General features: G+C 58.3%; 22 protein-coding genes. 11 read left to right on the top strand and 11 right to left on the bottom strand.

Translation table 11 applies throughout. From position 1 onward, the window contains the following. Positions 1 to 62: 62 nt before the first annotated feature. The 11 genes from GKG34_RS08420 to rpmH form a co-directional block, all read right to left on the bottom strand. The gene (locus GKG34_RS08420) at positions 63 to 860 is read right to left on the bottom strand and encodes a ParB/RepB/Spo0J family partition protein (RefSeq protein ID WP_154255983.1); all 798 of its coding nucleotides are present in this window, start codon (positions 858 to 860) and stop codon (positions 63 to 65) included. Between the two features lie 159 nt (positions 861 to 1,019). Continuing rightward, complete coding sequence (gene rsmG, locus GKG34_RS08415; protein WP_154255982.1) at positions 1,020 to 1,727, bottom strand: 16S rRNA (guanine(527)-N(7))-methyltransferase RsmG; 708 nt, start codon at positions 1,725 to 1,727, stop codon at positions 1,020 to 1,022. A gap of 19 nt (positions 1,728 to 1,746) precedes the next feature. Then, positions 1,747 to 2,304, bottom strand: coding sequence for a prolyl-tRNA synthetase associated domain-containing protein (locus tag GKG34_RS08410; RefSeq protein ID WP_337678554.1), 558 nt, complete (start codon positions 2,302 to 2,304; stop codon positions 1,747 to 1,749). 1 nt (position 2,305) lies between these two features. Continuing rightward, positions 2,306 to 4,177, bottom strand: coding sequence for a tRNA uridine-5-carboxymethylaminomethyl(34) synthesis enzyme MnmG (gene mnmG / locus GKG34_RS08405; protein ID WP_154255981.1), 1,872 nt, complete (start codon positions 4,175 to 4,177; stop codon positions 2,306 to 2,308). Positions 4,178 to 4,582: 405 nt separating this feature from the next. Next, positions 4,583 to 5,953, bottom strand: coding sequence for a tRNA uridine-5-carboxymethylaminomethyl(34) synthesis GTPase MnmE (gene mnmE / locus GKG34_RS08400; RefSeq protein ID WP_044953129.1), 1,371 nt, complete (start codon positions 5,951 to 5,953; stop codon positions 4,583 to 4,585). A gap of 220 nt (positions 5,954 to 6,173) precedes the next feature. Further along, the gene (locus GKG34_RS08395; protein WP_243139231.1) at positions 6,174 to 7,985 is read right to left on the bottom strand and encodes a 5'-nucleotidase C-terminal domain-containing protein; all 1,812 of its coding nucleotides are present in this window, start codon (positions 7,983 to 7,985) and stop codon (positions 6,174 to 6,176) included. A gap of 304 nt (positions 7,986 to 8,289) precedes the next feature. Then, positions 8,290 to 9,453 carry an RNA-binding cell elongation regulator Jag/EloR gene (jag, locus tag GKG34_RS08390; RefSeq protein WP_005936973.1) on the bottom strand — a complete coding sequence of 388 codons (1,164 nt, stop codon included), beginning with the start codon at positions 9,451 to 9,453 and terminating at the stop codon, positions 8,290 to 8,292. A gap of 17 nt (positions 9,454 to 9,470) precedes the next feature. Beyond that, positions 9,471 to 10,532, bottom strand: a complete 1,062-nt coding sequence (locus GKG34_RS08385; protein ID WP_243139036.1) for a YidC/Oxa1 family membrane protein insertase — start codon at positions 10,530 to 10,532, stop codon at positions 9,471 to 9,473. A gap of 94 nt (positions 10,533 to 10,626) precedes the next feature. Continuing rightward, on the bottom strand, positions 10,627 to 10,941 hold the full coding sequence (gene yidD / locus GKG34_RS08380; RefSeq protein ID WP_005937122.1) for a membrane protein insertion efficiency factor YidD: 315 nt from the start codon (positions 10,939 to 10,941) through the stop codon (positions 10,627 to 10,629). After that, positions 10,938 to 11,348: a ribonuclease P protein component gene (rnpA, locus tag GKG34_RS08375; protein WP_044953169.1), complete on the bottom strand. Its 411-nt coding sequence runs from the start codon at positions 11,346 to 11,348 to the stop codon at positions 10,938 to 10,940. Before rnpA ends, yidD begins: the two co-directional genes overlap by 4 nt. Before the next feature lie 213 nt (positions 11,349 to 11,561). Beyond that, positions 11,562 to 11,696 carry a 50S ribosomal protein L34 gene (rpmH, locus tag GKG34_RS08370; protein ID WP_005924258.1) on the bottom strand — a complete coding sequence of 45 codons (135 nt, stop codon included), beginning with the start codon at positions 11,694 to 11,696 and terminating at the stop codon, positions 11,562 to 11,564. A gap of 356 nt (positions 11,697 to 12,052) precedes the next feature. Between rpmH and dnaA the strand changes: the two genes are divergently transcribed. From dnaA to GKG34_RS08315, 11 genes are all read left to right on the top strand, one after another. Next, positions 12,053 to 13,375: a chromosomal replication initiator protein DnaA gene (gene dnaA, locus GKG34_RS08365; protein ID WP_005937115.1), complete on the top strand. Its 1,323-nt coding sequence runs from the start codon at positions 12,053 to 12,055 to the stop codon at positions 13,373 to 13,375. Between the two features lie 396 nt (positions 13,376 to 13,771). Further along, complete coding sequence (gene dnaN, locus GKG34_RS08360; protein WP_097776786.1) at positions 13,772 to 14,878, top strand: DNA polymerase III subunit beta; 1,107 nt, start codon at positions 13,772 to 13,774, stop codon at positions 14,876 to 14,878. A 12-nt stretch (positions 14,879 to 14,890) separates the two neighbouring features. Next, a complete protein-coding gene (locus tag GKG34_RS08355) occupies positions 14,891 to 15,106 on the top strand; it encodes an RNA-binding S4 domain-containing protein (protein WP_005937022.1) in 216 nt (71 codons plus the stop codon). Beyond that, positions 15,106 to 16,227 carry a DNA replication/repair protein RecF gene (locus tag GKG34_RS08350; RefSeq protein ID WP_005937019.1) on the top strand — a complete coding sequence of 374 codons (1,122 nt, stop codon included), beginning with the start codon at positions 15,106 to 15,108 and terminating at the stop codon, positions 16,225 to 16,227. The genes GKG34_RS08355 and GKG34_RS08350 overlap by 1 nt, the downstream gene beginning before the upstream one ends. A gap of 82 nt (positions 16,228 to 16,309) precedes the next feature. Then, positions 16,310 to 16,567, top strand: a complete 258-nt coding sequence (locus GKG34_RS08345) for a DUF370 domain-containing protein (RefSeq protein WP_005937016.1) — start codon at positions 16,310 to 16,312, stop codon at positions 16,565 to 16,567. An 83-nt stretch (positions 16,568 to 16,650) separates the two neighbouring features. Continuing rightward, positions 16,651 to 18,645 carry a DNA topoisomerase (ATP-hydrolyzing) subunit B gene (gene gyrB / locus GKG34_RS08340; protein WP_097774101.1) on the top strand — a complete coding sequence of 665 codons (1,995 nt, stop codon included), beginning with the start codon at positions 16,651 to 16,653 and terminating at the stop codon, positions 18,643 to 18,645. Between the two features lie 160 nt (positions 18,646 to 18,805). After that, positions 18,806 to 21,388, top strand: coding sequence for a DNA gyrase subunit A (gene gyrA / locus GKG34_RS08335; protein ID WP_154255979.1), 2,583 nt, complete (start codon positions 18,806 to 18,808; stop codon positions 21,386 to 21,388). A 143-nt stretch (positions 21,389 to 21,531) separates the two neighbouring features. Next, positions 21,532 to 22,527, top strand: coding sequence for a glycosyltransferase family 2 protein (locus tag GKG34_RS08330; protein ID WP_120020806.1), 996 nt, complete (start codon positions 21,532 to 21,534; stop codon positions 22,525 to 22,527). After that, positions 22,524 to 23,531: a glycosyltransferase family 2 protein gene (locus GKG34_RS08325; protein WP_154255978.1), complete on the top strand. Its 1,008-nt coding sequence runs from the start codon at positions 22,524 to 22,526 to the stop codon at positions 23,529 to 23,531. The genes GKG34_RS08330 and GKG34_RS08325 overlap by 4 nt, the downstream gene beginning before the upstream one ends. 18 nt (positions 23,532 to 23,549) lie before the next feature. Then, a complete protein-coding gene (locus GKG34_RS08320) occupies positions 23,550 to 24,527 on the top strand; it encodes a glycosyltransferase family 2 protein (RefSeq protein ID WP_154255977.1) in 978 nt (325 codons plus the stop codon). 296 nt (positions 24,528 to 24,823) lie between these two features. After that, complete coding sequence (locus GKG34_RS08315; RefSeq protein ID WP_154255976.1) at positions 24,824 to 25,405, top strand: manganese efflux pump; 582 nt, start codon at positions 24,824 to 24,826, stop codon at positions 25,403 to 25,405. Positions 25,406 to 25,575: the final 170 nt, after the last annotated feature.

Below are 25,575 nucleotides of genomic sequence, written 5' to 3'. Positions count from 1 at the left end.
ATGAAACTTTAAACACGCGACTACGCTCTGCACGGGAGTTTCCTGTTCCACATGGAACAATTTTACCGTTCGGCGGCGGTGGTTGGGATGCGCACCGTATATTCGATATACCCGTCCTTCTCCTCCCGGTGGGCAGTGGCGGGCACACCATTATCGGTCATCAGACGGATGGCATGGTCGATGGTGTTCACAAAAATACGCACATCCTTGACCATCGAGATGCGGTGCCTGCCTTTTGCAGGGGTGTTGAGCAGCTGTTCAATGTAGAGGTCGGTCTGGCGGGCGTTCATGCGGCGCTTGGCAATGTTGATCAATGCTTCACTGCGGCGGTTCTCCGGCAAACGCAGCACCGCCCGGGCATGGCGCTCCGTGAGGTTGTTGTCCAGCACGAACTGCCGCTGATCGGCGTTCAGCTGCAAAAGCCGCAGCTTGTTGGCAAGGGTGGGCTGCGCCATGCCCAGACGTTTGGCGGCCTCGGCCTGGGTGCAGTCCCACAGCACCATCACATCCTTTAAGCCCTGCGCCTGCTCAAAGGGGTTCAGGTCTGCGCGCTGGATGTTTTCCAGCAGGCCCAGCGCGGCGGTGCGCTCATCGTCGTAATCACAGAGGATGGCAGGGATAGTGTTCATTTTAGCAAGGCGGCAGGCACGGAGCCGCCGCTCCCCGGCTACCAGCTCGTAGCCGCCATCCGACACTTTTCGCACCGAGATGGGCTGCAGCAGACCATTTTCTCGGATGCTCTGGGCCAGCGCATCCAGCTCCTGCTCGCTGAACTCCCGCCGTGCCTGAAACGGCGACGGCCTGATCTGATCGATGGGCAGGAAATAAATCTTGCCCGCCTGCTTTTTGCGTTCAAACATGGATACACGGCTCCTTTCGCGTGGTGGATGGGTTTTGTTTTTCACATTTTCCCGGGAAAGCGTGGAAAACTCAGGCTTCAGGCACAGTGTATCACACAAATAAAAGCCCTGCCAGAAGTTTCGTTCGGCAGGGTTTTACAAAATTCTATCGGTATTTCGTTATTTCAACGGGCTTTTCGCAATTTTTCCGCCGTTTCTGGGGTAGGCTGTCGGAGTCTGCGAAATCTTTTTGCACAGGATCAGGGTGCGGGTGTCGCCGCCCGGAAGGTGCAGAGTGCGGGTCTCTTTGTACTCGCCGCCCAGCTTTTTGATGGCACCGCGCGCTGCGGCCAGTTCTTCCTCACCGGAAGAGCCTTTCATGGCGAGGAAATTGCCGCCCACCTTTACCAGCGGCAGACAGTATTCGGCCAGCATGGGCAGCGCGGCCACTGCACGGGCCGAGGCCAGATCAAACTGTTCACGCCACGCCTTGCGGGCGGCTTCCTCGGCGCGCTCCTTTGCAAACTCCACGCCGGTCAAGCCCAGCTGTGCACAGGCGTACTTCAAAAACTCCACCCGCTTGCCGGTGGGCTCCATCAGGGTCAACTCCAGTTCCGGCTTGTAGATTTTGGTCACGATGCCCGGGAAGCCTGCGCCTGCGCCCACATCCACCATGCGGCCCGTAACTTCCGGCTGGCTGGCAAACAGCAGGCTGTCGAGGAAGTGCTTATCCTCGATCCCCTCGGGGTCGGTGATAGCGGTCAGGTTGACCTTCTGGTTGTAGTCCACCAGAATTTCGGCAAAGGCATCCAGCTGGTCCAGCTGGGTGCCGGTGAGAGTGATGTTCCATGTGGAACATTTTGCTTCAAGGCGCGGTTTATCGATCATACGCAGATTTTCCTTTCTGTTATTCGCCGGTCAAGTGAACGAAGATTGGCTCGTGGTGCACGGCAGGCAGGAAAGTTTCCAGCACATCTGCCGTTCGCAGCTTGAGCGAGGAGGTGTTGATGCAGGGGTGGCAGCCGAGGTACTCCCCTGCCTTTATGTCCTCATCCATCAGCAGCTGCACCTTATTTTCAGCATCATTGGCAAGGCCCATAATGGAGGAGGAGCCGGGCGTGCAGTCCAGATACTGCTCCATATCCTCGGGCGAGGCAAAGCTCAGGCGGGCAATGCCCAGCTGATGGGAAAGCTCTTTGGTTTTGAAGGGCTTGTCCCCGGGCATCATGAGCAGATAGAAGTTCGTCTTCTGCCGGTTGCACAGGAACAGATTCTTGCACACGGTGGCATTCAGGCAGGCATCGATCACATGGCAGTCCTCCATGGTATCGGCCTTCATCCAGCCGTGGTCGGTGCGCCAGAATTGGATGCCCAGCTTGTCCAGCAGGTCATAGGTACGGATCTCTTTTTCCAGCCGCCCGGTGCAGTCGGCAGGACGGCCCTCGTAAAGCTTCAGTTCTTCCATTTTATTTTCCTCTCGCTGCCAGTGCAATGCTCAGCTGCGCCACATCGGAGGGCGATACGCCCGGGATGCGCCCCGCCTGACCGAGGTTCTTCGGCCGGATGCGGGCCAGCTTTTCGCGGGCTTCCAGTGTCAGGCCGGTCAGGTCGGAATATTCAAAATCATCTGGGATCAGGGTCTTTTCGTGCCGGGCCACGTCCCGGATCATCCGATCCTGCCGGGCAATGTAGCCCGCATACTTGATCTCGGTCTCCAGCCGTTCGGCCAGCATGGGGGTGATCTGCTCGCCCCAGCCGATGACACCGGCCAGCAGCGGATAGCTGATCTCCGGTCGGCGCAGCAGCTCTTCCGCAATGCCGCCCTCGGCAGCAGGGGCAAGACCGGCCGCTTCCATGGCGGTGCGCAGGTCGGCGGTGCGCAGATGTGTCTCGTGCAGGCGGCGGCGCTCCGCTTCCAGAATGCTCTGGGTGTGCTGGTACTTGGCCCAGCGGTCATCCTGCACAAGGCCGTATTCCCTGCCGATGGGGGTCAGCCGCTGGTCAGCGTTGTCCTGACGCAGAGTCAGGCGGTACTCGCTGCGGCTGGTCATCATGCGGTAGGGGTCCATGACCCCTTTGGTGACCAGATCATCCACCAGTGTGCCAAGGTAGCTGGTGTGGCGCGGCAGAATGAGCTGCTCTTTGCCCAGCGCATTGCGGGCAGCGTTCAGTCCGGCCAGCAGGCCCTGGGCGGCGGCTTCCTCGTAGCCGGAGGTGCCGTTGAACTGACCCGCGCCGTACAGTCCCCGCACCACCTTGCTTTCCAGCGTGGCTTCCAGACTGGTGGGGTCCACGCAGTCGTACTCGATGGCGTAGGCCGGGCGCATGATCTCGATGTTCTCAAACCCTTTGATACTGCGGTAGAAGGCGTTCTGCACATCCTCCGGCAGGCTGCTGGAGGCTCCCTGCAGATACATCTCTTCGGTGTTCTCGCCGCAGGGTTCCACAAAAATGGGGTGGCGGTCCTTGCCCGCAAAGCGCACCACCTTATCCTCAATGGAGGGGCAGTAGCGCGGGCCAACACCCTCGATCATGCCGCCATAGAGCGGGCTGCGCCGGATGTTATCCAGAATGATCCTGTGGGTCTCGGGGTTGGTGTAGGCGATCCAGCACTCCACCTTGTTGTGCATGGGTGCATCGGTCATAAAGCTGAAGGGCTGCAGCTCATTGTCCGGGTCGCCGGGCTGGCATTCCAGCTTGGAAAAATCGATGCTGCGGCGGTGCACCCGGGCAGGGGTGCCGGTCTTGAACCGGCGCAGCGGCAGCCCGGCAGCCTTCAGGCTGTCGGTCAGGGCGTTAGCGGCGTGCATCCCGTCCGGGCCGGAGGCGTACCATGCATCGCCCACAAAAATTTTGCCGCCAAGGTTCGTGCCGGTGGCAATGACCACGCACTTGGCGCTGTATTCGCCGTTCAGCTGGGTCACAACGCCCTTCACACGGCCGTTCTCGGTCTCGATGCTCACAACCTCAGCCTGATGGATGGCAAGGCCGGGCGTGAGTTCCAATGCATGCTTCATATATTCATGGTAGCGCTTGCGGTCGGTCTGCACACGCAGGGCGTGCACCGCCGGGCCTTTGCCCTTGTTGAGCATCCGGCTCTGCAGATAGGTGGCATCCGCAGCAAGGCCCATCACGCCGCCCAGTGCATCCAATTCACGTACCAGCGTACCTTTTGCCGTGCCGCCAATGCTGGGGTTGCAGGGCATGTTGCCAATGGCATCCAGACTCATGGTAAACACGGCCGTTCTCGCGCCCAGCGTTGCGGCGGCGTGAGCTGCCTCGATGCCGGCATGACCGGCACCGATGACGATAACGTCATAATCTCCTAAGTGGTTCATATACTTTCGGGTTTCCTCTAACAAATGATTTAAAATGCCCTCCGTTTCACTCTGGGCATATTCAGCGGAAAAATTATTTTTAATTTCGCAAATCTGGAAAATCTGCGGATTTTCCAGATTTGCCTTTTCACGGGAGGGGCCATAACGGGAAACGGCAGCTGCTGCGCTTGCTCCCCCGGGGGGAGCTGTCGCGCAGCGACTGAGGGGCTGCAAATCGGCGGAGCCGAAAAAAACGGTTAAAAGATCTTCACGCCGAACAGGCGTGAATCTTCAGTTTTTTCCGGTGCAGCCCTCTGCTTTGGGGTTAAAAGGGGCGAGCAGCCCCTTTTTCGTGGCTCCAGCGCGTCGAAATCGCTGGCACTTTTCTGGTTCTCTTTTGGTGTCAAAAGAGAACATCCCCGGCTCTTACTTTCCCACGCAGAAACGTTCAAACACCTGTTCGATCACAGCTTCCGAGGCGTTCTCACCGGTCAGGTCGCACAGGGCGGCCAGTGCGTCGTCCACACAGACGGAAACGGCATCCAGCCCAAAGCCGCCTGCGGCAGCATCCAGTGCACCGGCCACAGCGTCCCGCGCACGCAGTGCGGCGGAAAGCTGACGCTGGCCGGACAGACTGGCGGCATGGGGATCGATCTGGCTGGTACCCAGCAGGCGGGCCACCGCAGCGGAGATCACCTTGCGGCTCTCCTCCTCCTGACAGCACACCGGCAGCACCATGGCAAAGCAGGGTGCTATCAACTCTGCGTCAAATTGCGTTGGTTTATCCTCTTTGTTGATAAGTGCAATGGCTGGACGGCCTGTGCAACGCTGTGCAAGCTCCAGATCTTCCCGCGTGGGCGGCTCAGAGCCATCGAACACAGCCAGGATCAGGCCTGCCTCCTCCAGCTTTTTCCAACTGCGGCGGATGCCCTCGGCTTCAATGGCATCTTCAGTCTCGCGCAGACCGGCGGTATCGAACAGATTCAGCTGGATATCCCCCAGCTGTACCGCCTGCTCCACCACGTCACGGGTGGTGCCAGCCACCGGCGTGACGATGGCCCTGTCGAACCCGGCCAGCAGGTTGAGCAGTGTGGATTTGCCCGCATTTGGTCTGCCCACAATGGCGCAGTCCACACCTTCGCGCAGGACGGTATCCGCCTGATAATTATGGATCAACTCGTCCAGCTCTGCCTTTACCCCACTCAGTACGCGGTGCAGATGGTCACCGTCCAGCTCCGGCACATCCTCTTCGGGAAAATCCACCCATGCGGCAAGGTGAGCCTGAATGGCGGTAAGCGCTTCCTTCTGGGCACTGATCTTCTTTGCCAGCGCACCGCCCAGCGCGGCATTGGCCAGCGCGGCACCCTGACGGCCATCCGCCGAGATCAGATCCATCACCGCTTCGGCCTGCGTCAGACCCAGCTTGCCGTTCAGGAACGCGCGGCGGGTGTACTCGCCGGGCGCGGCAGGCTGAGCACCGGCAGCAAGACAGGCTTCCACCAGACGGCGGGCCACGGCGCTGCCGCCATGGCAGGAAAGCTCCACCACGTCCTCGCCGGTATAGCTGTGGGGCGCGCGGAAAAACAGGGCCACCCCCTCATCAAAGGCTTCGTCCCCTTCCCGGAATGTGCCGTACATGGCGGTGTAGCCTTTGGCATTCTCCACCTTTTTTGCGGCGTTGGCCGGGCGGAACACCCGGGCTGCTATGGGATAGCTCTCCGCACCGGAGAGCCGCACGACGGCAATGCCGCCTGCGCCCGGTGCTGTTGCAATGGCTGCAATGGTCGTTTCCTGCATGGTTTTTTCTGGCTTCCTTTCCGCGCCCGGTCTGGCCGCTTGCTCCCATCTGCCCACAGCAGCGAGACCAATACAGTTTCATTGTACCACGAAATGCTGCGGAATGGTACTGTTTTTTCAACCAATTCCCGGGAAACGGTTGAAAATCCGCCCGTTTCTCACACAAAAAAGGGGCTTTCCGTCCCAACACGGAAAGCCCCTTTTTACAAGAAACTGTTTTTTAGAACTTGGCGATATCCGCCGTGGTGATGGCCTTGCCAGGCAGCGTGCGTGCATCGGCATTCTCATTCAGGGCCAGCTTGCCCTCGCGCAGCAGCTGCACAGCCTTCTGGTGATCGGCAGCCTTCCAGTTGTTGCCCACGATCTTCCAGTTGTTGTTCACGTGCGGCTCAATGGTGCCGCCCTTCACGGTGCGGATGTACTCGCCCAGCAGCTCGCGGATGCCGCCCACGTCGCCGCGCACATCGATCTCCAACAGCTTGGGCAGCTCTTCGCCCGGCAGGAAGATGTCCGCAGCCGTCAGCAGCTGGGTGGTGGCACGGTAGTTGTTCACTGCCACCACAAAGGTGTCGGTGTCCTTCACGGCCTTGCCGTTCGGCCACTTGAGGTTCTTGATGCGGTGGCCCGGCTCCTTGGAGACGTCCAGCTCATAGTTGACGCCCTCAAAAGCATCGTACAGGTAGTAGCGCACCGAGGGGTCAAAGGCGATGGTCACTTCATCCGGCTTCCATGTCTTGAAGAAGGCTGCGGACCACTCCATAAAGCGGCGCAGCTGCTCGCCGGTCATCTGCAGCTTGTACAGGGTGTTCTGGTAGGTGTAGATGCTGGCCATATCGCACTTGCGGATGGTGCCCGCGCGCATCTGGGAGGTCATGGAGGTCAGGGCGGTAGCAGAGACCTGCGCACCGGTGTAGTACATCTGCACTTCGTTGATGAAGTCCAGCAGCGCGGTATCCTGCACCATGGCCTGCGGCAGGCAGTCGATCTCGTTTTCGGGGGCCAGATCGCCGCCCTTCAGCTCGCCAATGGGGGTAACAGCGTCTTCCTTGGCGCGGGTGTCGTAGGGAGCCAGCAAAGCGGTCAGCTCCGGATCGGGCTCGTACTCCTTGATCTGCAGGTTTTCAGAGGTGCGGTTCACGACCTTCCACTTACCGTCCAGCTGGCGCTCCAGATAGACGTGGATCTCGGACAGGGTGGCACCGGCGTTCTTGTTCTCCACCACCAGCACGTTGTTGATCATCATGTTGGGGATGCTCCTGTGGCCGTGGCCGCCCACGATGACGTCGAACTCGGGGCAGGCATTGGCCAGATCGGTGACGCCGGAGCCATAGACACCGTACTCGTTCTCGGTATCCATGTGCATGACGCCGATCAGAACATCCACCTGATCCTTGATCTTATCAATGATCTTGCGGCTCTCGTCCACAGGGTTGGTGACCTTCCAGCCCTCCAGATTCTTGGCATCCCAGCGGATGATGTTGGGGGTGACCATGCCAATGACACCGATCTTGACGGTGCCCTTCTTAATGATGGTGTAGCCATCGGCCAGCGGGGTGCCGTCCGGTGCGTAAACGTTGCCGGTGAGCACCTTGGCCTTCTGCTGTCCCATGACCTTTTTCAGCACATCCATGCCGTAGTTGTACTCATGGTTGCCGGTGGTCCAGATATCATAGCCGATGGCATTCATGGCAGCGACCATGGGATGCAGGTCATCGTTCAGGAACAGCTCTGCGGAGTTGGCCTGAATGGTATCGCCTGCATCCACCACCAGCGTGTTCCGGGTGCGGCACTGCTTGATGGCGGTCGCCTGCTGGGCCACACTGCCGGAAGCATCTGCCTTGTTGGCAGCGTAGTCCCATGGGTCGAATTTGCCGTGGGTATCGCTGGTGGCAAGGATCTGCAGATCCATGCTCCACAGGGACTTGATGTCACAGGCGGCTGCAGAGGGTGCCATGCAGCTGGCGGCTGCGATGGTGGCGGATGCCCCTGCACCACGCAGGAAGCTGCGGCGGGAGATCTTGTTCTGAGCCATAGTTGAATACCTCTCTTTTCATCATTCTGTCTGTTCTTCACGAACAGAACGCTCTTGACTACAGTATAAAGCCTTGACCAATTGTTTTACAATTGCCATTTAAGAGAAAGATTTCGGCAAAAAACAGGCAGTTTCTCCAAATTTTGAGAAGAATGACTTTTTTCGTGTTCAGTATACCGCAACGGCTGCCCAACCCGAAACCAGCTTGGCATCAGTTTTGGGTAAAATCCTTTTTTGCGTGAAAAAAGGTCTCCGGAAAATCCGCAGATTTTCCGGAGACCCTGATTTCAAAAGTAATTCCGTATTACAGCTCGATCTTGCCAAAGCTGAAATCGGCAAAATCGTCCACCCGCTCGGTGCGCTTGGGTGCTACCGGTGCTGCATTCTCTGCATCACGGGGTGCATAGGTGCGCTCCGGCACGCCGGAAGGCCGCGGGCCGCGGGGTGCACCATTGCGGCTGCCACGGTAACCGCCACGGTTTCCATTGTGGTCGCCATGCTCAGAACGGTTCCCGCCGCGATAGCCGCCATTGCGGCTGCCGCCGGGACGACGGCCATTGCCGCGTCCGCCGCGGGGACGGCGCTCGCCATAGGTGTTCTCGGTCTGTGCATCGGGTGCGGTGGAGTAGATGACCACACGGCGGTCACGGCCTTCGCCCTTGCTCTCGCTGCGCACGCCCTCCATCTTGCTGATGGCAGAGTGGATGATACGGCGCTCGTAGGGGTTCATGGGTTCCATGGCAAAGCTGCGGCCGGTCTTGCGCACCTTGGCACCAATGCGCTGTGCCAGTGCGGTCAGGTCGCTCTCGCGCTTATCGCGGTAGCCGGCCACATCCAGACCCAGCTTGATGTAATCGCCCTCCAGACGGTTTGCCACAAGGCTTGCCAGATAGGAAAGGCTCTCCATGGTCTCGCCGCGGCGGCCGATGAGGGCACCCAGCTTTTCACCGTCCAGACGGATGATGGTAGCTTCGCCCTTCTGCACAGCGCTGAAGGTGACATTCTCCACGCCCATCAGGGCAATGACCTCACGCAGGTAGTCCACAGCAGCCTTGATCTTAGCGTTCTCTTCGATCACGATGGGGACTTCCGGCTCCTCTTCCTCGGCAGCGGGCTGCTCTGCAGCAGCTTCTGCAGCGGGGGCAGCAGGCTCTTCGGCCTTTGCTTCCGGCTGTGCTGCCGCAGCAGCAGGCTCCTCTGCCACGGGAGCGGCCTTGACAGCCTCCTGCACGGGAGTCTTTTTCTCAACAACAGGCTCAGCGGGTGCTGCAGCCGGAGCATCCGGCTCCTCCACGCTCACGCACACCTTAGCGGGGGTGAGCTTCAGTCCCAGAAAACCAGTCTTCTGGGGCATTTCCAGCACTTCGCAGCTGACATTCAGATCATCGGCCTGCACGCCCAGCAGAGCGCAGGCTTTTGCGCGGGCTTCATCGACCGTTTTGCCGGTCGCTTCCTGCTTACGGATCATAACCGTTCATCCTCCTCTTATTCTTTATCCTGCTTGTTCAGCTCGCTCAGCGGCACGGTACGCTCGTCCTTGTAGCGCTCCTCGTCCAGCTGGCGGGCATACTCCAGACGGCGCTTGTTCATCTCGCTGGCAGAAATGTTCTTTTCCGTGGTCTTGCCGGTCTTGGGATCGGTGACCTTGACGGTAGTGTTCTTCACACCGCGTTTTTCCTGCTTTTTCTTTTCTGCGATCTGCGCTTCGATCTCCTTGCGCATCTTATCGGGGTCGTACACCTTGCGCATGACCTGAGTCTGCACGGTCATCACGATGTTGGAAATGACGTAGTACAGAGAGAATGCCAGAGGATAGGTGAAGCAGAAGAACAGGTACATCAGCGGCATCATATACATGGTCAGCTTCATGCTGCCCTGCATCTGCTGGCCGCTGGCCTTCATGCTGATATGGGTGGACAGGAGCATGGTGATGACCGACAGCAGCGGCAGCACGATGTCCAGAGAAAGGCCCAGCTTGGGGATGCGGGTCAGGTCGATGCCGAGGAAGTTCATGTGCTGGCTGAACTCGGTAATGGTAGCGATCTGCTCGGCGCTGAAGCAGCCCAGCACACCGCCGTTGCCAGCAACCACCTGTGCGATGATGTTGGTATCGCGGGTGATGGCGGTAAAGGCGACGCCGGAGGCGGTCAGGGCCTCACCGGCGGCGGTCAGAGCCGCAGCGCTGATGTGGAAGATGCGCTCCAGCGGATTGTACACGACACCGATAACGCCGAACATGACAAGGAAGTTCAACAGCATGGGCACGCAGCCTGCGGTGGGGTTATAGCCGTAGTCCTGCTGCAGCTTGAGCATTTCTTCCTGCTGCTTTTCGGGCTTGTCCTTGTACTTGGTCTGGATCTCCATCATCATGGGCTGGAAGGCCGACATTTTAGCCATGCTCTTCTGCTGGCTCAGCTGCAGAGGGATCTTGACGATGTTGATGAGCAGCGTGAAGATGATGATGTCCCAGCCGTAGCTCGGGAGCAGCTTGTAGATCCACTCCATGACATAGCCGAGAGGACCGCTCAGGATGTAAAAGAAGTTCATACCTTTGTCCATTCTGCCCCGTCTGTGGCACGGGACTTGTTATTTTTATCGTAGGACACGCTGCCCACAGTGCACCGCGTCACAAGAAGCATATTTATTTTTCCACCTTTTGCTTGTGCCGTGTGGAAAACAGCTTTGCGGGCTGCAGCCGGCGGGCAGGGTTCTGCCAGCGGCCCGGCTCCGGCACCGGGTCAAAGCCCCATTTGCCGAAGGGATTGCACCGGGCGATGCGCCATGCCCCCAGCAGGATGCCCTTTACGCACCCATGGGTCATGATGGCCTGCATGGTGTAGTTGCTGCAGCTGGGCGTAAAACGGCAGCTGCGGCCGATCCATGGGCTAAGAGTGTACTGGTAGGCCCGGATGGGCACGCACAGCGCGCGGCGGCAGATGTACTGCAGGCGGTTCATGCGTCCGGCTTTTCCGCCTGTGCCCTGCGTGCCGGGGGCACGGTGGCAGGGGGCGGCGCATCCGGCCGTTTGGCCTTATCCGGCAGACCGGCCTGTGCAAACAGCTTTGCCACAACGCTGCTCAGCTGCCAGCTCTTCAGCCGCGGGGTCATACCGCGGGCTACAAAGATCAGATCGTAGCCGCCGATGTTGTAGTCCAGATGCTCGTCGATGGCCGCCTTCATCACACGGCGGGCGCGGTTGCGCTGCACGGCGTGGCCGATCTTTTTGGTGGCGGTCAGACCCACGCGGGTCTTTTTGCTGCGGGTCTTGAGCACATACATCACAAGACCGGGGTTCACATAGGATTTGCCGCGGGCATACACTCTGCCAAACTCGCTGTTGCGGCGGATGGGACGATAGCGCATGATTCCGCGCCTCCTTTCTGTGGCTGAGAACACGCCCCGAAGGGTGCATTCTTCAGCCAGTATATCAAAAATTTTTCGACTTTGAAAGCCCATGCGGGCATTTTTACGAAAATTCTTTCAATTTTCAAAAAAAAATAAGACCGCTAATCCAATATCAGCGGTCTTTTGTGCGCATATTCATTTCTGCGCCGGATCCCGTCATAAAAGGCCGGATCAGACAGTCAGGCTCTTGCGGCCCTTTGCACGGCGAGCATTGATGACCTTACGGCCGTTCTTGGTGCTCATGCGGGTCAGAAAGCCATGAACTTCCTTGCGCTGACGCTTCTTGGGCTGAAAAGTTCTCTTCATGGTTGTATCCTCCGTAAAAACTTATCCCCGGTATGGGGTCTGATGTGGTCCCAGATTGGGGACAGGCTTGCAATTCAACAGTATATCGCATAGTATGGCGTTCTGTCAAGCATTTTTTTCGCTTTCCTTCAAACTTTTTTGTGAAAAGATTTTCAACTTTTTCACCATTCTGCCGTGGAAAACTCTTTTGCCACAAGATATTGTGGCCCTGTTTTGCCCATGCCACAACGGCCGTGCAGGGCCTTTTCTTATGTATTATAAATTACATTATAGAAATATGGACGCACAGCGTTTTTTGTGGTATACTAACCTAGTATCAGCAGCATTGTTGAAAACTTTAACGGAGTGGATGTTTTATGGATTCTTTTAAGGACGTTTTAGAGGCCGCCCAGGCGTACTGCAAAACGCAGATGGCCGAGCCGACCTATAATCTCTATATCGACGGACTGGAGCCGATCAGCTTTGAGGATTCCAGCCACATCACCCTTTCGGTGCGCAACGACTTCATCTGCAAGATCGTGACGGACCGCTACCTTGGCCTGCTCAAGGAAGCCTTCAAGACCGTGCTGGGCTTCGACGTGGACATCACGCTGGTGGTGCCCAGCACGCCGCCGCACGAGGTGGTGCTGGCCCAGCAGTACGAGGCGAACCCCGCCTCCCCGCAGGGCAACTACGAGTTCACATTTGAAAACTTCATCAAAGGCCCTTCCAACCAGTTTGCGTTTGCTGCTGCACAGGCGGTTGCGGCCAATCCCTCCGGCGCATACAACCCGCTGTTTATCTACGGCGGCTCCGGCCTTGGCAAGACCCATCTGCTCACGGCCATCCAAACCGAGATCAAGCGCACCCACCCCGATTTCGTCATCATGTACGTTACCTGCGAGCAGTTCACCAATGAGCTGATCGCCGCCATCCGCGCCGGCAGCACCGAGGATTTCCGCATGAAGTACCGCGTGGCAGACCTTCTGCTGGTGGACGATATCCAGTTCATCGCCGGCAAGGAGTCCACGCAGGAGGAGTTCTTCCACACCTTCAACTCCCTGCACGATGCCCACAAGCAGATCGTCATTGCCTCCGACCGCCCGGCCAAGGAGATCAAAAGCCTGGAAGAGCGGCTGCGCACCCGCTTTGAGTGGGGCCTGACCGCCGATGTGCAGCCGCCGGATTTTGAGACCCGCGTGGCCATCGTCAAGCGCAAGGCAGAGCTTTTGCATCTGGACCTGCCCGAGGATGTGGCCGAGTTTATTGCCAACCACCTGAAGAACAACATCCGCCAGCTGGAAGGCGCTGTAAAAAAACTGAACGCCTACTACATGCTGGAGGGCATCCAGCCGGTCATCAGTGTGGCCCAGAATGCCATCAAGGACATCCTCAACGAGACCCAGCCGGTGCCCGTGACCATCGAGAAGATCATCGGCGAGGTGTCCCGCACCTTCAACGTCTCCCCTGCCGACATCCGCGGCACCAAGCGCAACGCCAACGTTGCCTCTGCCCGCCGCGTGGCCATCTACATCCTGCGCGAGGTCACCGGCATGAGCATGGAAGAGATCGGCCGTGAATTCTCCGGCCGTGACCACTCCACCATCGTCTACTCCCTCAAGACCATGGAGCGTGACATGAAGAACGACCAGCACCTGCGCGAGACCGTGAGCGACATCATCAAGAACGTGAAGGCCTGACCGCAGAAATCGTGCAAAAGTCGTACTCATTTATGGGTAAAACCCCAAAATATGGGGAGAAAACGGAACAAAACGGGGAAAAAGAACCTATATCTTGTGGTAAAAACGCAAATCTTTCCACACTTTCCACAGAGTTTTCAACATTCAACCTTCGTTCTCCACATGGTCTGTGGAAAGAAAGACCTATCCCAACCTTTCCACGATCCATTCACAACACATTCACAACCCCGTGGAAACCAAAACCCCCGCATTCCGACAAGGCTTTTCGGGGTTTTCCACAAGTTCCCCACCCCCTACTACGGTTACTACAACAAGTTCAATAAGATAGACCGGTTCTGAAACTGTTTTCAAACACAAAACAACATCAGAAACGAAAAACAAAGGAGAGAATTCAGTTTGAACATCGTATGTGATAAAGTTCTGCTGAGCGCAGCCATCGATGGTGTGTCCAAAGCCGTCACCATGCGTTCTGCCATCCCTGTGCTGGAAGGCATCCTGCTGAAAGCCGAAGGCTTCCAGCTCAACCTCACCGGCTACGATCTGGAAATGGGCATCGTGACCACCATCGAAGCCAATGTCAAGGAAGCCGGCGAGGTGGTGCTGAATGCAAAGCTGCTCAGCAGCATGATCAGCCGGATGCCCGCCGGTCAGGTCAGCATCCTCTCTGCCGAGAACGGCAAGACCACCATCCAGAGCGGCGTAGTCCAGTTCGAGATCCAGTCCATGCCGGCCAACGATTTCCCGGAGCTGCCCAATACCGGAGCGGAAGAGACCCTGACCATCAAGACCGGCGTGCTGAAAGATATGATCGATCGTACGTTATATGCTGTCAGTCAGGACGAGAAAAAGCCCGCCCACACCGGTGAGCTGTTCGAGATCCTGCCCGATAAGCTGACTGTGGTGGCACTGGACGGCTACCGTCTGGCCATCGTGGAACGCCCGGTGACGGCGGTAAAGGATATCCGCATCATCGTGCCCAGCAAGACCATGACCGAGGTCGCCCACCTGCTGCCCAACGACGACGAAGAGCCGGTGCACATCAGCGCCAACCGCCGCTATGTAGTCTTTATGGCCGGCGGCTACACCATCATGAGCCGTCTGATCGAGGGCGAATTCCTCAACTACCGCAATGTGATCCCCGCCGACAGCCGCACCCGCGTGACCATCGACACCAAGGAATTCATCGAGACCATCGAGCGTGCTTCGCTGATTATTACAGAGCGTTTAAAAAATCCTCTCCGCATCTCCTTTACAGAGGGTAGAGTCGTGGTGCGCTGCCAGACCAACCTTGGCCGCGTGGTGGACGAGTTCAACGCCGACTGCGAGGGCGACGAAGTGGAGATCGGCTTCAACAACCGCTATCTGCTGGATGCGCTGCGCAACGCCCGCACCGAGAAGGTCCGCATGGAGATCAGCGGCCCTCTGAGCCCGGTCAAGGTGCTGCCTGCCGAGGGCAACGACTTTTTGTATCTGGTGCTGCCGGTGCGCTTCAAGAACGATTAAGAGGGCGAAATTATGCAGAAAATTCTCATCCATACGGAATTTATCAAGCTGGATGCCCTGCTGAAATATGCAGGCCTGTGCGAGACCGGCGGCGAAGCCAAGGAGCTGGTGCAGGGCGGTGCCGTGAAGGTGAACGGCGAGGTGTGCACCATGCGCGGCAAGAAGTGCCGTGCCGGTGATGTGATCGAGCTGGACGGCCAGACCGTGGAAGTGGGTCAGGGCCAGTAATGCGTCTGCTTTCACTGGAAGTTGCGAATTACCGCAATATTGCGGCAGCGCAGCTGGAACCTGGCCGGGAGCTGACCGTGATCTGTGGCAACAATGGTCAGGGCAAAACGAACCTGCTGGAGGCCATCTGGCTGCTGACCGGCGGCAAAAGCTTCCGGGGCGGCAAGGATGCCGAGCTTGTGCGCCGTGGAGAAACATTCGCGGTATTGGAGGCCGTCACCCAGCGCACCCGGCAGGAGGATCAGGAACCGGACGAACCGGCAAATGTGCGCATTACGGTGGGCACGCCGGATGCACAGCGCCCCGGCCGGTATGCATCGGTCAACGGCTCTCCGCCCAAGCGGGCGGCGGGCCTTGCGGGCAGCTTTCCGGCTGTGGTGTTCGACCCCGGGCACCTGAGCCTTGTAAAAGGTGCACCGGAAGGACGGCGGCGGTTTCTGGACGCGGCGCTGTGCCAGCTGTACCCCGGCTACCTTGCCACCTACCGCCGCTATGTGCGGGCATTGCAGCAGAAAAACGCGCTTCTGCGTCATTCCGCAGGCGGCACGGAGCGCCCGTGGGCAGAAAAATGCGCCCTGCTGGAAGTGCTGAACGTGGAGCTTGCAGCGCAGGGCGAGGCCATCCAGAAGCGGCGGCGGGAGTATCTGGCCCTGCTCACACCGCTGGCCTGCGCCAACTATGCCGAGCTTTCCCACGGGGCAGAGCGCATGGCGGTGCGCTATGCCGCCCAGTTTGAGCCGGGCGGACTGTCCGCACTTTTGAAGCAGCGCCAGAACGAAGAGCTGCGCGCCGGGCAGAGCCTGTGCGGCATCCACCGCGAGGACGTTGAGCTGCTGCTGGACGACCAGCCCGCAAAGGTGTTTGCAAGTCAGGGACAGCAGCGCAGCGTGGTGCTGAGCCTGAAAATGGCCGAAGCGGCTGCCGCTGCCCGGATCACCGGAGAGCACCCGGTGCTCCTGCTGGACGATGTGCTCAGCGAGCTGGACGAGGGCCGCAAGCAGTATCTGCTCACCCGCATGAAGGAAAAGCAGACATTCGTGACCAGCTGCGATGATACCGCGTTCCTGAAAACGGACGGCGAAGTGTACCGCATGAACGGCGGTGTGCTGAGCAAAGCATGAAGAAATGATGCAAAAGTACATGCAGCCGCCGGTGAATAAACGGCGTTTTATGCATGAACTGCCAGAATGAGGAAAATACTGTATGTATATTCATCTGGGCCGTGACTACGTGCTGAATGACCGGGACATCATCGGCATCTTCAATCTGGAAACCACCACCATCACCCCCCGGGGCCGGGAGTTTCTGAACTACGCCCAGAAGAACGGCGCGGTGGTGAGCCTTTCGGACGAGCTGCCCCAGAGTTATGTTCTGGCAGACGGGGCCGTGGTGGACACGGTGTATCTTTCGGAGCTGTCGCCTGCTGCCATGCGGCGCAGAGCCGAAAAAATGATCGAGTAAACCAGCCAACAGGCGGAGAATATGCTCTGCTTTTACGATAGATCGAACAAAAATGCAAACATTGAACAAAAGGGAGAAAGGAAATGGCAGAAGAAATCATTACCAGCACAAATGCCGAAACCGCTACCGACCATGAGTATAATGCCAGCGAGATCCAGGTCCTGAAGGGTCTGGAAGCGGTGCGCAAGCGCCCGGGCATGTATATCGGCTCCACCGGCGAGCGCGGCCTGCATCATCTGGTCTACGAGATCGTGGACAACGCCATCGATGAAGCACTGGCCGGCTACTGCGACCACATCGAGGTCAAGATCCTGAAAGACAACATCATTCAGGTCACGGATAACGGCCGCGGCATCCCTGTGGACATTCAGGCCGACACCGGCCTGCCCGCCGTCACCGTCGTTTACACCATCCTGCACGCCGGCGGCAAGTTCGGCGGCGAGAACTCCGGCTACAAGGTGGCCGGCGGCCTGCACGGCGTGGGCGCTTCGGTGGTCAACGCCTGCTCCGAGTGGCTCACCGTCAACGTGCGCCGCGACGGCCACGAGTACGAGCAGACCTTCCGCCGCGGCGACCCGGACGGCCCGCTCAAGTGCATCGGCACCGTAGCCGACGGCGTTACCGGCACCCGGGTCACCTTCAAGCCGGACCCGGAGATGTTCCGGGATACCACCGTGTACGACTTCGACACGCTGGAAAAGCGCCTGCGGGAAGAAAGCTTCCTGAACGCCGGTGTCAAGATCACTCTGACCGACGAGCGTGAGATGTACACTCCCGTACTGGAGGACGGCAAGGAGGGTGAACCCTGCTACCGCACCGAGGTCATGTGCTACGAGGGCGGCATCAAGAGCTTTGTCACCTATCTGGGCGAGAAGCGCAAGCTGGACGTGCTGCACCCCAATGTGATCTACCTCAAGGGCCAGACCGACCGCGGCATGGCAGAAATCGCACTGCAGTACAATTCCAGCTACAACGAGCTGTTGCTGAGCTTTGCCAACAACGTCAACACCCCGGACGGCGGCACCCACGAGGAGGGCTTCAAGAACAGCCTGACCCGCGTGTTCAATGATTACGGCCGCAGCCACGGCCTGCTGAAGGATAAGGACGAGAACCTGTCCGGTGCAGACGTGCGCGAGGGCCTGATCTGCGTGATCTCGGTCAAGCTGCAGGAGGCGGAGTTTGAGGGCCAGACCAAGGCAAAGCTGGGCAATACCGAGATCCGCACCCTTGTTTCCAACATGGTCTATTCCAAGCTGATGGAATTCTTTGAGGAGAACCCCGGCGTGGCAAAGGCCATCTTTGAAAAGGCCACTCAGGCCGCCCGCGCCCGCGCCGCTGCCAAAAAGGCCCGCGAACTGGTGCGCCGCAAGAGCGCATTGGAGACCAGCCGGATGCCCGGCAAGCTGGCAGACTGCCGCGAAAAAGACCCCAGCCGCACCGAAATCTTCATCGTCGAGGGCGATTCTGCAGGCGGTTCCGCCAAGATGGGCCGTGATTCTGCCATTCAGGCCATCCTGCCGCTGTGGGGCAAGATGCTGAACGTGGAAAAGGCCCGCGCCGATAAAATTTACGGCAACGACAAGTTGATGCCCGTTGTGCTGGCACTGGGCTGCGGCATTGGTGACGAGTTCGATATCTCCAAGCTGCGCTACGATAAAGTGTTCATCATGGCCGATGCCGATGTGGATGGTTCCCATATCTGCACCCTGATGCTCACCTTCTTCTTCCGCTATATGCGCCCGCTCATTGAGCAGGGCCATGTGTATGTGGCCCAGCCGCCTCTGTTCAAGGTGCAGAAGGGCAACACCATCAAGTACGCCTACAACGATGCCGAAATGGCCGTGCTTTCGCAGGAAATGCCCGGCGCAAAGGTGAACCGCTATAAGGGCCTTGGTGAGATGAACCCCGAACAGCTGTGGGAGACCACCATGAACCCCGATAACCGCGTGATCGTACAGATCACCATTGACGATGCCGAGAAGGCCGATGAAGCCTTTACCATCCTGATGGGCGATCAGGTGGAGCCACGCCGCCGCTTTATCGAGACCAACGCCCAGTACGCAAAGCTGGACGTGTAAGAAAACCCTCTCAGGCGCTGACGCGCCAGCTTCCCCGAGGGGGGAGCTTTAGGCAAAAAGATAAACTTTTCCTTCTCACGCAAAAAAGCTCCCCCTTTTCGGGGGAGCTGGCAATGCCGACAGGCATTGACTGAGAGGGTATGATCCTACGGAGGAAACAATGGAAGAAGATTATGTGATGATACCGGGCAGCGGAACCAAAAAGATCATCCGCGATGTGAAAAAGGAGATCGAGACCGCATTTCTGGACTACTCCATGTCGGTCATCGTGTCCCGCGCCCTGCCCGATGTGCGCGACGGTTTGAAGCCTGTTCACCGCCGCATTCTGTACACCATGCACGAGCGCGGCAACGACCCCAGCCATCCCTACCGCAAATCCGCCGACACCGTTGGTGCGGTGCTGGGCTCCTACCATCCCCACGGCGACGCATCGGTCTACGATGCCATGGTCCGTCTGGCACAGGATTTCTCTCTGCGCTATCCGCTGGTGGATGGTCAGGGTAACTTTGGTTCTGTGGATGGCGACCCCCCGGCTGCCTACCGTTACACCGAGGCCCGCATGAGCCGCATGGCGGTGGAGATGCTGACCGATATCGAGAAGGACACCATCGACTGGGACCCCAACTTTGACGAGACCAAGAAGGAACCCAGCGTGCTGCCCTGCCGCTTCCCCAACCTGCTGGTCAACGGCAGTCAGGGCATTGCGGTCGGCATGGCCACCAACATCCCGCCCCACAACCTGAGCGAGGTCATTGACGGCTGCATCGCCTATATCGACAACCCGGACATCGACCTGCCCGGCCTGATGGAATACATCAAGGGCCCGGACTTCCCCACTGCCGGCATCATCATGGGCCGCAGCGGCATCCGCGCCGCCTACGCCACCGGCCGGGGCAAGATCACCCTGCGGGGCCGCGCCACCATCGAGGAGACCAAGAACGGCCGCACCCAGATCATCATTACCGAGATCCCGTATATGGTCAACAAGGCCCGCCTCATCGAGAACATGGCCGACCTTGTCAAGGAGAAGCGCATTGAGGGCATCACTGGCCTGAACGATGAGACCAACCGCAAGGGCATGCGCATCGTGGTGGACATCCGCAAGGATGCCAATGCACAGGTCATCCTGAACCAGCTGTACCAGTACACCCAGCTGCAGGATACCGTGGGCGTTATCATGCTGGCCATCGACCACAAGGTGCCGAAAGTGCTCACCCTGAAGCAGATGCTGCAGAAGTACGTGGAATTTCAGGACGAGGTGGTGCGCCGCCGCACCCAGTACGACCTGAAAAAGGCCAAGGAGCGCGCCCACATTCTGGAAGGCCTGAAGAAGGCCACCGACATCGTGGACGAGCTGATCGCCACCATCCGCGCCTGCAAGGGCGGCATGGCAGAGGCCAAGGCTGCCATCATGGAGCAGTTCGGCTTTGACGACCCGCAGGCAGATGCCATCGTCAAGCTGCAGCTGGGCCGTCTGGCAGGCCTTGAGATCCTGAAGATCGAGGAAGAGCTTGCCAGCCTGCAGGCCAAGATCGAGAACTGGGAGGCCATTCTGGCCGACGATGCCCGTGTGCTTGCCATCGTCAAGGACGAGCTGCTGGAAATGAAGAAGCGCTTCGGCGACGAGCGCCGCACCGAGATCCAGTCCGTGACCGGTGAGGTGGATATCGAGGATCTGATCGCCGAGGAGCAGTGCGTCTACACCCTGACCGAGGCCGGCTATATCAAGCGCCAGCTCAAGGCCACCTATCAGGCACAGCGCCGCGGCGGACGCGGCATCTCCGGCATGACCCGCAAGGAAGAGGACATCGTGCAGGAGATGTTCGTAGGCTCCACCCACGACTATGTGCTCTTTGTTACCGACCGGGGCCGTCTGTTCCGCATCAAGGGCTACACCATTGCCGAGGGCAGCCGCACCAGCAAGGGCAGCAACATCGTCAACCTGCTGCAGCTGGCCGAGGGCGAAAAGGTCACCAACATGATCTGCCAGTCGAAGGAAGCCGACACCGAGGGCGGCTTTGTGACCATGGTCACGAAGCAGGGCCTCATCAAGCGCACCCCGCTGGAACAGTATGCCAATATCCGTAAGTCCGGCCTGATCGGCATTGCCCTGAACGAGGGCGACGCTCTGGCATGGACCCGCCTGACCTCCGGCCACGATATGCTCATCGTTGCCACCCGCAACGGTCAGGCTATCCGCTTCAACGAAGAGGATGCACGTCCCATGGGCCGCAGCGGCCACGGCGTGCGCGCCATCCGTCTGGCCGAGGGCGATGAAGTTGTGGGCGTGTGCATCTGCCGCGAGGGCGGCACGGTGCTCACCGTCACCGAGAACGGCAAGGGCCGCCGGTCGGACATCGACACCTACCGCATCACCGCACGCGGCGGCAAGGGCATCCGCAACTACGATGCCGCCAAGGATAAGGTGGCCGCGGTCAAGATCGTGGACGACGTGGACGACGTGCTGCTGAGCAGTCAGGAGGGCATCATCATCCGCCTGCACGCCAACGAGATCCCGCTGCAGAGCCGCTACGGTTCCGGCGTGCGGGTGATGCGCTTGGGTGAGAACGATAAGGTGATGGTACTTGCCCGCACCGACCACGACGACGAGGCCCAGACCGAGCAGATCGACACCTCCGATGCTGATGCAGAGCCGACTGCCGAGCAGCTTGCCGCCATGGAAGCTGCAGATGCTGCCGCCGCTGCAGAAGCCCCGGAAGCAGACGATAAGGGCGAAGAGTAAACCTTGAAAACACAATAAGATTTGAAAGAAGCCGCCGCGCAAGGATTTCTGCACGGCGGCTTCTTTTCAAATCCATCCAAACCATGTATAATAGAAATAGCGTGTGAAGAATAAAAATAAACACAGAAAGTGGTTTAAGGAACATGACAAAGCAAAAAAAATCCCCGGAGATCAGCATCATCGTGCCGGTGTATAAGGTGGAAAAATACCTGAACGAATGCATTGATTCCATTCTGGCACAGACCTTTACGGATTTTGAGCTGATCCTGGTGGACGATGGCTCCCCGGACAACTGCCCTGCCCTGTGTGATGCAGCGGCGGAAAAAGACAGCCGCGTGCGGGTGATCCACCAGCAGAATAAGGGGCTGAGCGGGGCGAGAAATGCCGGAATCGATGTTGCACGGGGAAATTGGCTCTCCTTCATTGATTCGGACGACACCGTGGAAAAGACCTTCTGCGAGAAGCTCTACCGTGCGGCGACGGAGTCCGGCGCAGAGCTTGCGGCCTGCAACATGCTGTTTCTGGAAGTGGACGGCTCCCTGAGCGGCTATCAGGAGCACCCGCTGCGGGACGAAGTAATCTCGCAGGACGAAGCGTTCCACCGCATTCGTCTCGCGCCGCTCATTCAGGCGGCAACGCGGCTGCACCGCCGGGAACTGTTCGAGACGCTGCGCTTCCCGATGGGCAAAAACTACGAGGATGCCTTTACCACACCCACCGTCTACGAGCAGGTCACCAAGGTGGCCTGCGTGGGCGAAACGCTCTACCACTACCGGCTGAACCCGCAGGGCATCATGCGCGGAAAAAAAACTCTGAAAAGTCTGGAGGAGGTCGAGGCAAACTATAAACTTCTGCAATGCACCCTGAAGCACGGCAAAAAGGACGCCGCTTTTTTACAATATGCGCTGATGAAAAAATATTTCCGGGGCATTAAAAAGCGGCTCCCGCCGGAGCTGCGGCAGGATGCCAAGGTAAAGCAGACCGAAGCCTGCATTGCACAAGCAAAAGCGGAGATCCGGCAGGGCGGGGCCTATACCCTGCGCAACGTGCTGGAAACGGCGCTCAATTTTGTAGCGCCACAGCGCTACTATGACTATAAGTACCACCGCAAACCGGTCCGAAAGGAGAACGCGCTGTGAGTGGGCGGAATGCAAAGAATCCGCAGAAATATCCGGAGATCAGCATCATCGTGCCAGTGTATCAGGTGGAAAAATATCTGAATGAGTGCATTGATTCCATCCTCGCTCAGACCTTTACAGATTTTGAACTGATCCTTGTGGACGATGGCTCACCGGACAACTGCCCTGCCCTGTGCGATGCAGCAGCAAAAAGGGACAGCCGCGTGCGGGTGATCCATAAGCAAAACGGCGGTGTAAGTACAGCCCGCAATGCGGGTCTGGATGCAGCACAGGGAAATTGGATCGCGTTTGTGGATTCGGATGATACGGTGGAACCGGAGTATCTGGAAAAAATGCATAAGGCAGTGCTGGAAACGGGTGCAGATTTTGCAATCTGCAGCAGTCAGTGCATTGATGAAACGGGCAAAACGCTTGCAGGCGGAGAACATCGCCTTTTGAACGAGTTTTTGCCGCAGGAGGAAGTTCTGCGCCGGATGGTGGTGTCGGATTTTCAGGTTCCGTGGAATAAGCTTTATCGCCGAAAACTGCTGGAAAATCTGCGCTATCCAGAAAACAAGGCGTTTGAAGATACCTGTCTCATGCCGGTCATTTACGCAAGAGCGGTTTCTGCCTGCGGTATATGGGATTTTTTATACAATTACCGCATCGTTACCGGCAGTGCCATGCACCGCAAGACTACCTTGAAAACACTGGACTGGGTGGAAGCATGGTACCGCCTGTTTGATGTGCTGTACCAAAACGGCATCCGGGATGCTTTGTGTGCAGCCTATCGCCCGATTTTGACTGCCGTGTGGGACATCTGGCTGCATCTGACACCGGAAGAGCGCAAAAGCCCCCGGATGAAGGAAGCCTTTGCGTATGAGCGTACAGCCCGCCATCGGCTGATGCAAGCCCGCGGCGTAACACTAAAAAATTTGTGGGCGGCAGTGGTCTGCGCTGCATCGGCCTGCAGTTATCTGGATCTATGCCGCAAAAGGGCGGAAAGACGGCAGAAAACGACCTGAAGCAATGAGGAGTTTATTGTGCAGGAACAACATAAAAAACAGCCGGAGATCAGCATCATCGTGCCGGTATATAAGACAGAGCGTTTTCTGAGCGCCTGCATCTCTTCCATCCTTGCCCAGACCTTCACGGATTTTGAGCTGATCCTGGTGGACGATGGCTCTCCGGACAGATGCCCTGCTTTGTGCGATGCCGCAGCGGCAAAGGACAGCCGCATCCGGGTCATCCACCAGAAGAATCGTGGCCTGAGCGTGGCACGCAATGCCGGGCTGGACGCGGCAGAGGGCGAATGGATCGCCTTTGTGGATTCAGACGACACCATCACGCCGGACTTCTGCGCAAAGCTTTACCATGCGGCGCAGGAGGCCGGTGCACAGATGGCCGTGTGCAATTACCGGCAGGTGGACGAAGCCCTGACCCCCATCCGGGAGCAGTATCTGCATGTGCGGCGGGAGGTGCTGACCCCGGAGCAGGCGTTGGAGCACAGCACCCTTCTGCCCTACATGGTGGTGTGGAACAAGCTGTACCACCGCAGCATTTTTGCGCAGCTGCGCTTTGCAGAGGGCAAGCTGAACGAGGACACCCTGCTGATCGCCTACGCCTACGAAAAAGCGGACAGAATCGCGAATATCCCGGATGCGCTGTACCTTTACCGCAAGGTGGCGGGCAGCATCGTCAACAGCAAAGTCACCCTGCGCAATCTCGACCGTGTGGAAGCAAACTATACCGTGTTTGAGTGCGTCCGCCGCCATGGCATCACAGGTTCGCTGTGTGAGCTGTACTGGGCACTGCTGCACTCCCTGATCGATGTGGGAATGCACCTGACCGCCGAAGAGCGCCGGAGTGCCCGGATGCAGCAGGCGCGGGAGTACGAGCGCTGCGCCCGCCGGGCCTTGCGTCAGGAACATGCTGTTACCCTGAGGGCACTGGGCAACACCCTGTGTTTTATTATTTCACAGGACTGGTATTTTGCCCGCCGATGGAAAAATACCGTGTAACCGTGCAGGTTTGTCTGGACTTCCCTGCAAAGATATGCTACAATGGCAAAACAATCACAAATACCCGTGGGGGAGTAGCAGGCGCTTTTGCAGAGCGCAGCAAGTCAACATGATGACCGTTGGTTCCGGTCTGGCTTGCTTTCATTTGCGAGACTCATGTGTTTTTGGCGCATAGAACAGCGCCCGTGCACATGGAGTTGGTTTCAAAAAAATCACCCGGTCCCGGACGTACATGTGCGCCCGAGACCGGGTTTTGTATTGCCCGATATTCTGGTCAGATTCAGGAGGCAGACAATATGGAATGGAGCTTTGTATTTTTCCTCAACAGTGCCCTGCTGGGCGTGGGCCTTGCAATGGATGCGTTCTCGGTGTCCATGGCAAACGGCCTGCACGACCCCCGCATGAGCAGGGGAACCATGTGCAGGATCGCGGGCACCTTTGCCCTTTTTCAGGCCGTGATGCCCATGACAGGCTGGGTGTGCGTGCACACCATTGTGGAGCTGTTCTCTTCGTTTGAAAAGTTCATCCCGTGGATCGCGCTGGCTCTGCTGGGCTATATTGGCGGCAAAATGCTGGTGGATGGCATCAAGGGCGAAGAGGCCGAAGAAGCAGCAGAGCTGAGTGCGGGTGCACTGCTCATGCAGGGCATCGCCACCAGTATCGATGCGCTTTCGGTGGGCTTCACCATTTCGGAATACGGCTGGCTGATGGCACTTGCGGCATCGCTCATCATTGCGGTGGTCACCTTCTTTATCTGCATGGCGGGCCTGCGCATCGGCAAAAAGTTTGGCACCAAGCTCTCCGGCAAGGCATCCATTCTGGGCGGCATCATCCTCATTGGCATTGGTCTGGAAATTTTTATTTCCGGGGTACTGTGAGAAGATCATTTTAAGAGCAGCATCCTAGCCCTCTCAGTCAAGCCCTGTCGGGCTTGCCAACTCTCCCAAAGGGAGAGCCTTTGGCAGCCCCCGCAAACTTCATCTTTTTGCCAAGGCCTCTCCCTTTGGGAGAGCTGGATTTGCGAAGCAAAGACGGAGAGGGCGAGGTC

Source organism: Faecalibacterium sp. BIOML-A4 (genome assembly GCF_009679665.1).
GTDB classification, from domain to species: Bacteria; Bacillota; Clostridia; order Oscillospirales; family Ruminococcaceae; genus Faecalibacterium; species Faecalibacterium taiwanense.
Note: the sequence above shows the minus strand (reverse complement) of the source record. Positions and strands in the feature narration are given on the sequence as shown.

What these genes read in the sequence shown, in the direction of transcription:
- GKG34_RS08315 (WP_154255976.1), top strand. Translation starts at nt 24,824, where the DNA reads ATGGAATGGAGCTTTGTATTTTTCCTCAACAGTGCCCTGCTGGGCGTG.
- GKG34_RS08420 (WP_154255983.1), bottom strand. Translation starts at nt 860, where the DNA reads ATGTTTGAACGCAAAAAGCAGGCGGGCAAGATTTATTTCCTGCCCATC.
- GKG34_RS08410 (WP_337678554.1), bottom strand. Translation starts at nt 2,304, where the DNA reads ATGGAAGAACTGAAGCTTTACGAGGGCCGTCCTGCCGACTGCACCGGG.
- GKG34_RS08355 (WP_005937022.1), top strand. Translation starts at nt 14,891, where the DNA reads ATGCAGAAAATTCTCATCCATACGGAATTTATCAAGCTGGATGCCCTG.
- mnmE (WP_044953129.1), bottom strand. Translation starts at nt 5,953, where the DNA reads ATGCAGGAAACGACCATTGCAGCCATTGCAACAGCACCGGGCGCAGGC.
- rpmH (WP_005924258.1), bottom strand. Translation starts at nt 11,696, where the DNA reads ATGAAGAGAACTTTTCAGCCCAAGAAGCGTCAGCGCAAGGAAGTTCAT.
- GKG34_RS08350 (WP_005937019.1), top strand. Translation starts at nt 15,106, where the DNA reads ATGCGTCTGCTTTCACTGGAAGTTGCGAATTACCGCAATATTGCGGCA.
- yidD (WP_005937122.1), bottom strand. Translation starts at nt 10,941, where the DNA reads ATGAACCGCCTGCAGTACATCTGCCGCCGCGCGCTGTGCGTGCCCATC.
- mnmG (WP_154255981.1), bottom strand. Translation starts at nt 4,177, where the DNA reads ATGAACCACTTAGGAGATTATGACGTTATCGTCATCGGTGCCGGTCAT.
- dnaA (WP_005937115.1), top strand. Translation starts at nt 12,053, where the DNA reads ATGGATTCTTTTAAGGACGTTTTAGAGGCCGCCCAGGCGTACTGCAAA.
- GKG34_RS08395 (WP_243139231.1), bottom strand. Translation starts at nt 7,985, where the DNA reads ATGGCTCAGAACAAGATCTCCCGCCGCAGCTTCCTGCGTGGTGCAGGG.
- GKG34_RS08385 (WP_243139036.1), bottom strand. Translation starts at nt 10,532, where the DNA reads ATGAACTTCTTTTACATCCTGAGCGGTCCTCTCGGCTATGTCATGGAG.
- gyrB (WP_097774101.1), top strand. Translation starts at nt 16,651, where the DNA reads ATGGCAGAAGAAATCATTACCAGCACAAATGCCGAAACCGCTACCGAC.
- jag (WP_005936973.1), bottom strand. Translation starts at nt 9,453, where the DNA reads ATGATCCGTAAGCAGGAAGCGACCGGCAAAACGGTCGATGAAGCCCGC.
- GKG34_RS08330 (WP_120020806.1), top strand. Translation starts at nt 21,532, where the DNA reads ATGACAAAGCAAAAAAAATCCCCGGAGATCAGCATCATCGTGCCGGTG.
- rsmG (WP_154255982.1), bottom strand. Translation starts at nt 1,727, where the DNA reads ATGATCGATAAACCGCGCCTTGAAGCAAAATGTTCCACATGGAACATC.
- GKG34_RS08345 (WP_005937016.1), top strand. Translation starts at nt 16,310, where the DNA reads ATGTATATTCATCTGGGCCGTGACTACGTGCTGAATGACCGGGACATC.
- gyrA (WP_154255979.1), top strand. Translation starts at nt 18,806, where the DNA reads ATGGAAGAAGATTATGTGATGATACCGGGCAGCGGAACCAAAAAGATC.
- rnpA (WP_044953169.1), bottom strand. Translation starts at nt 11,348, where the DNA reads ATGCGCTATCGTCCCATCCGCCGCAACAGCGAGTTTGGCAGAGTGTAT.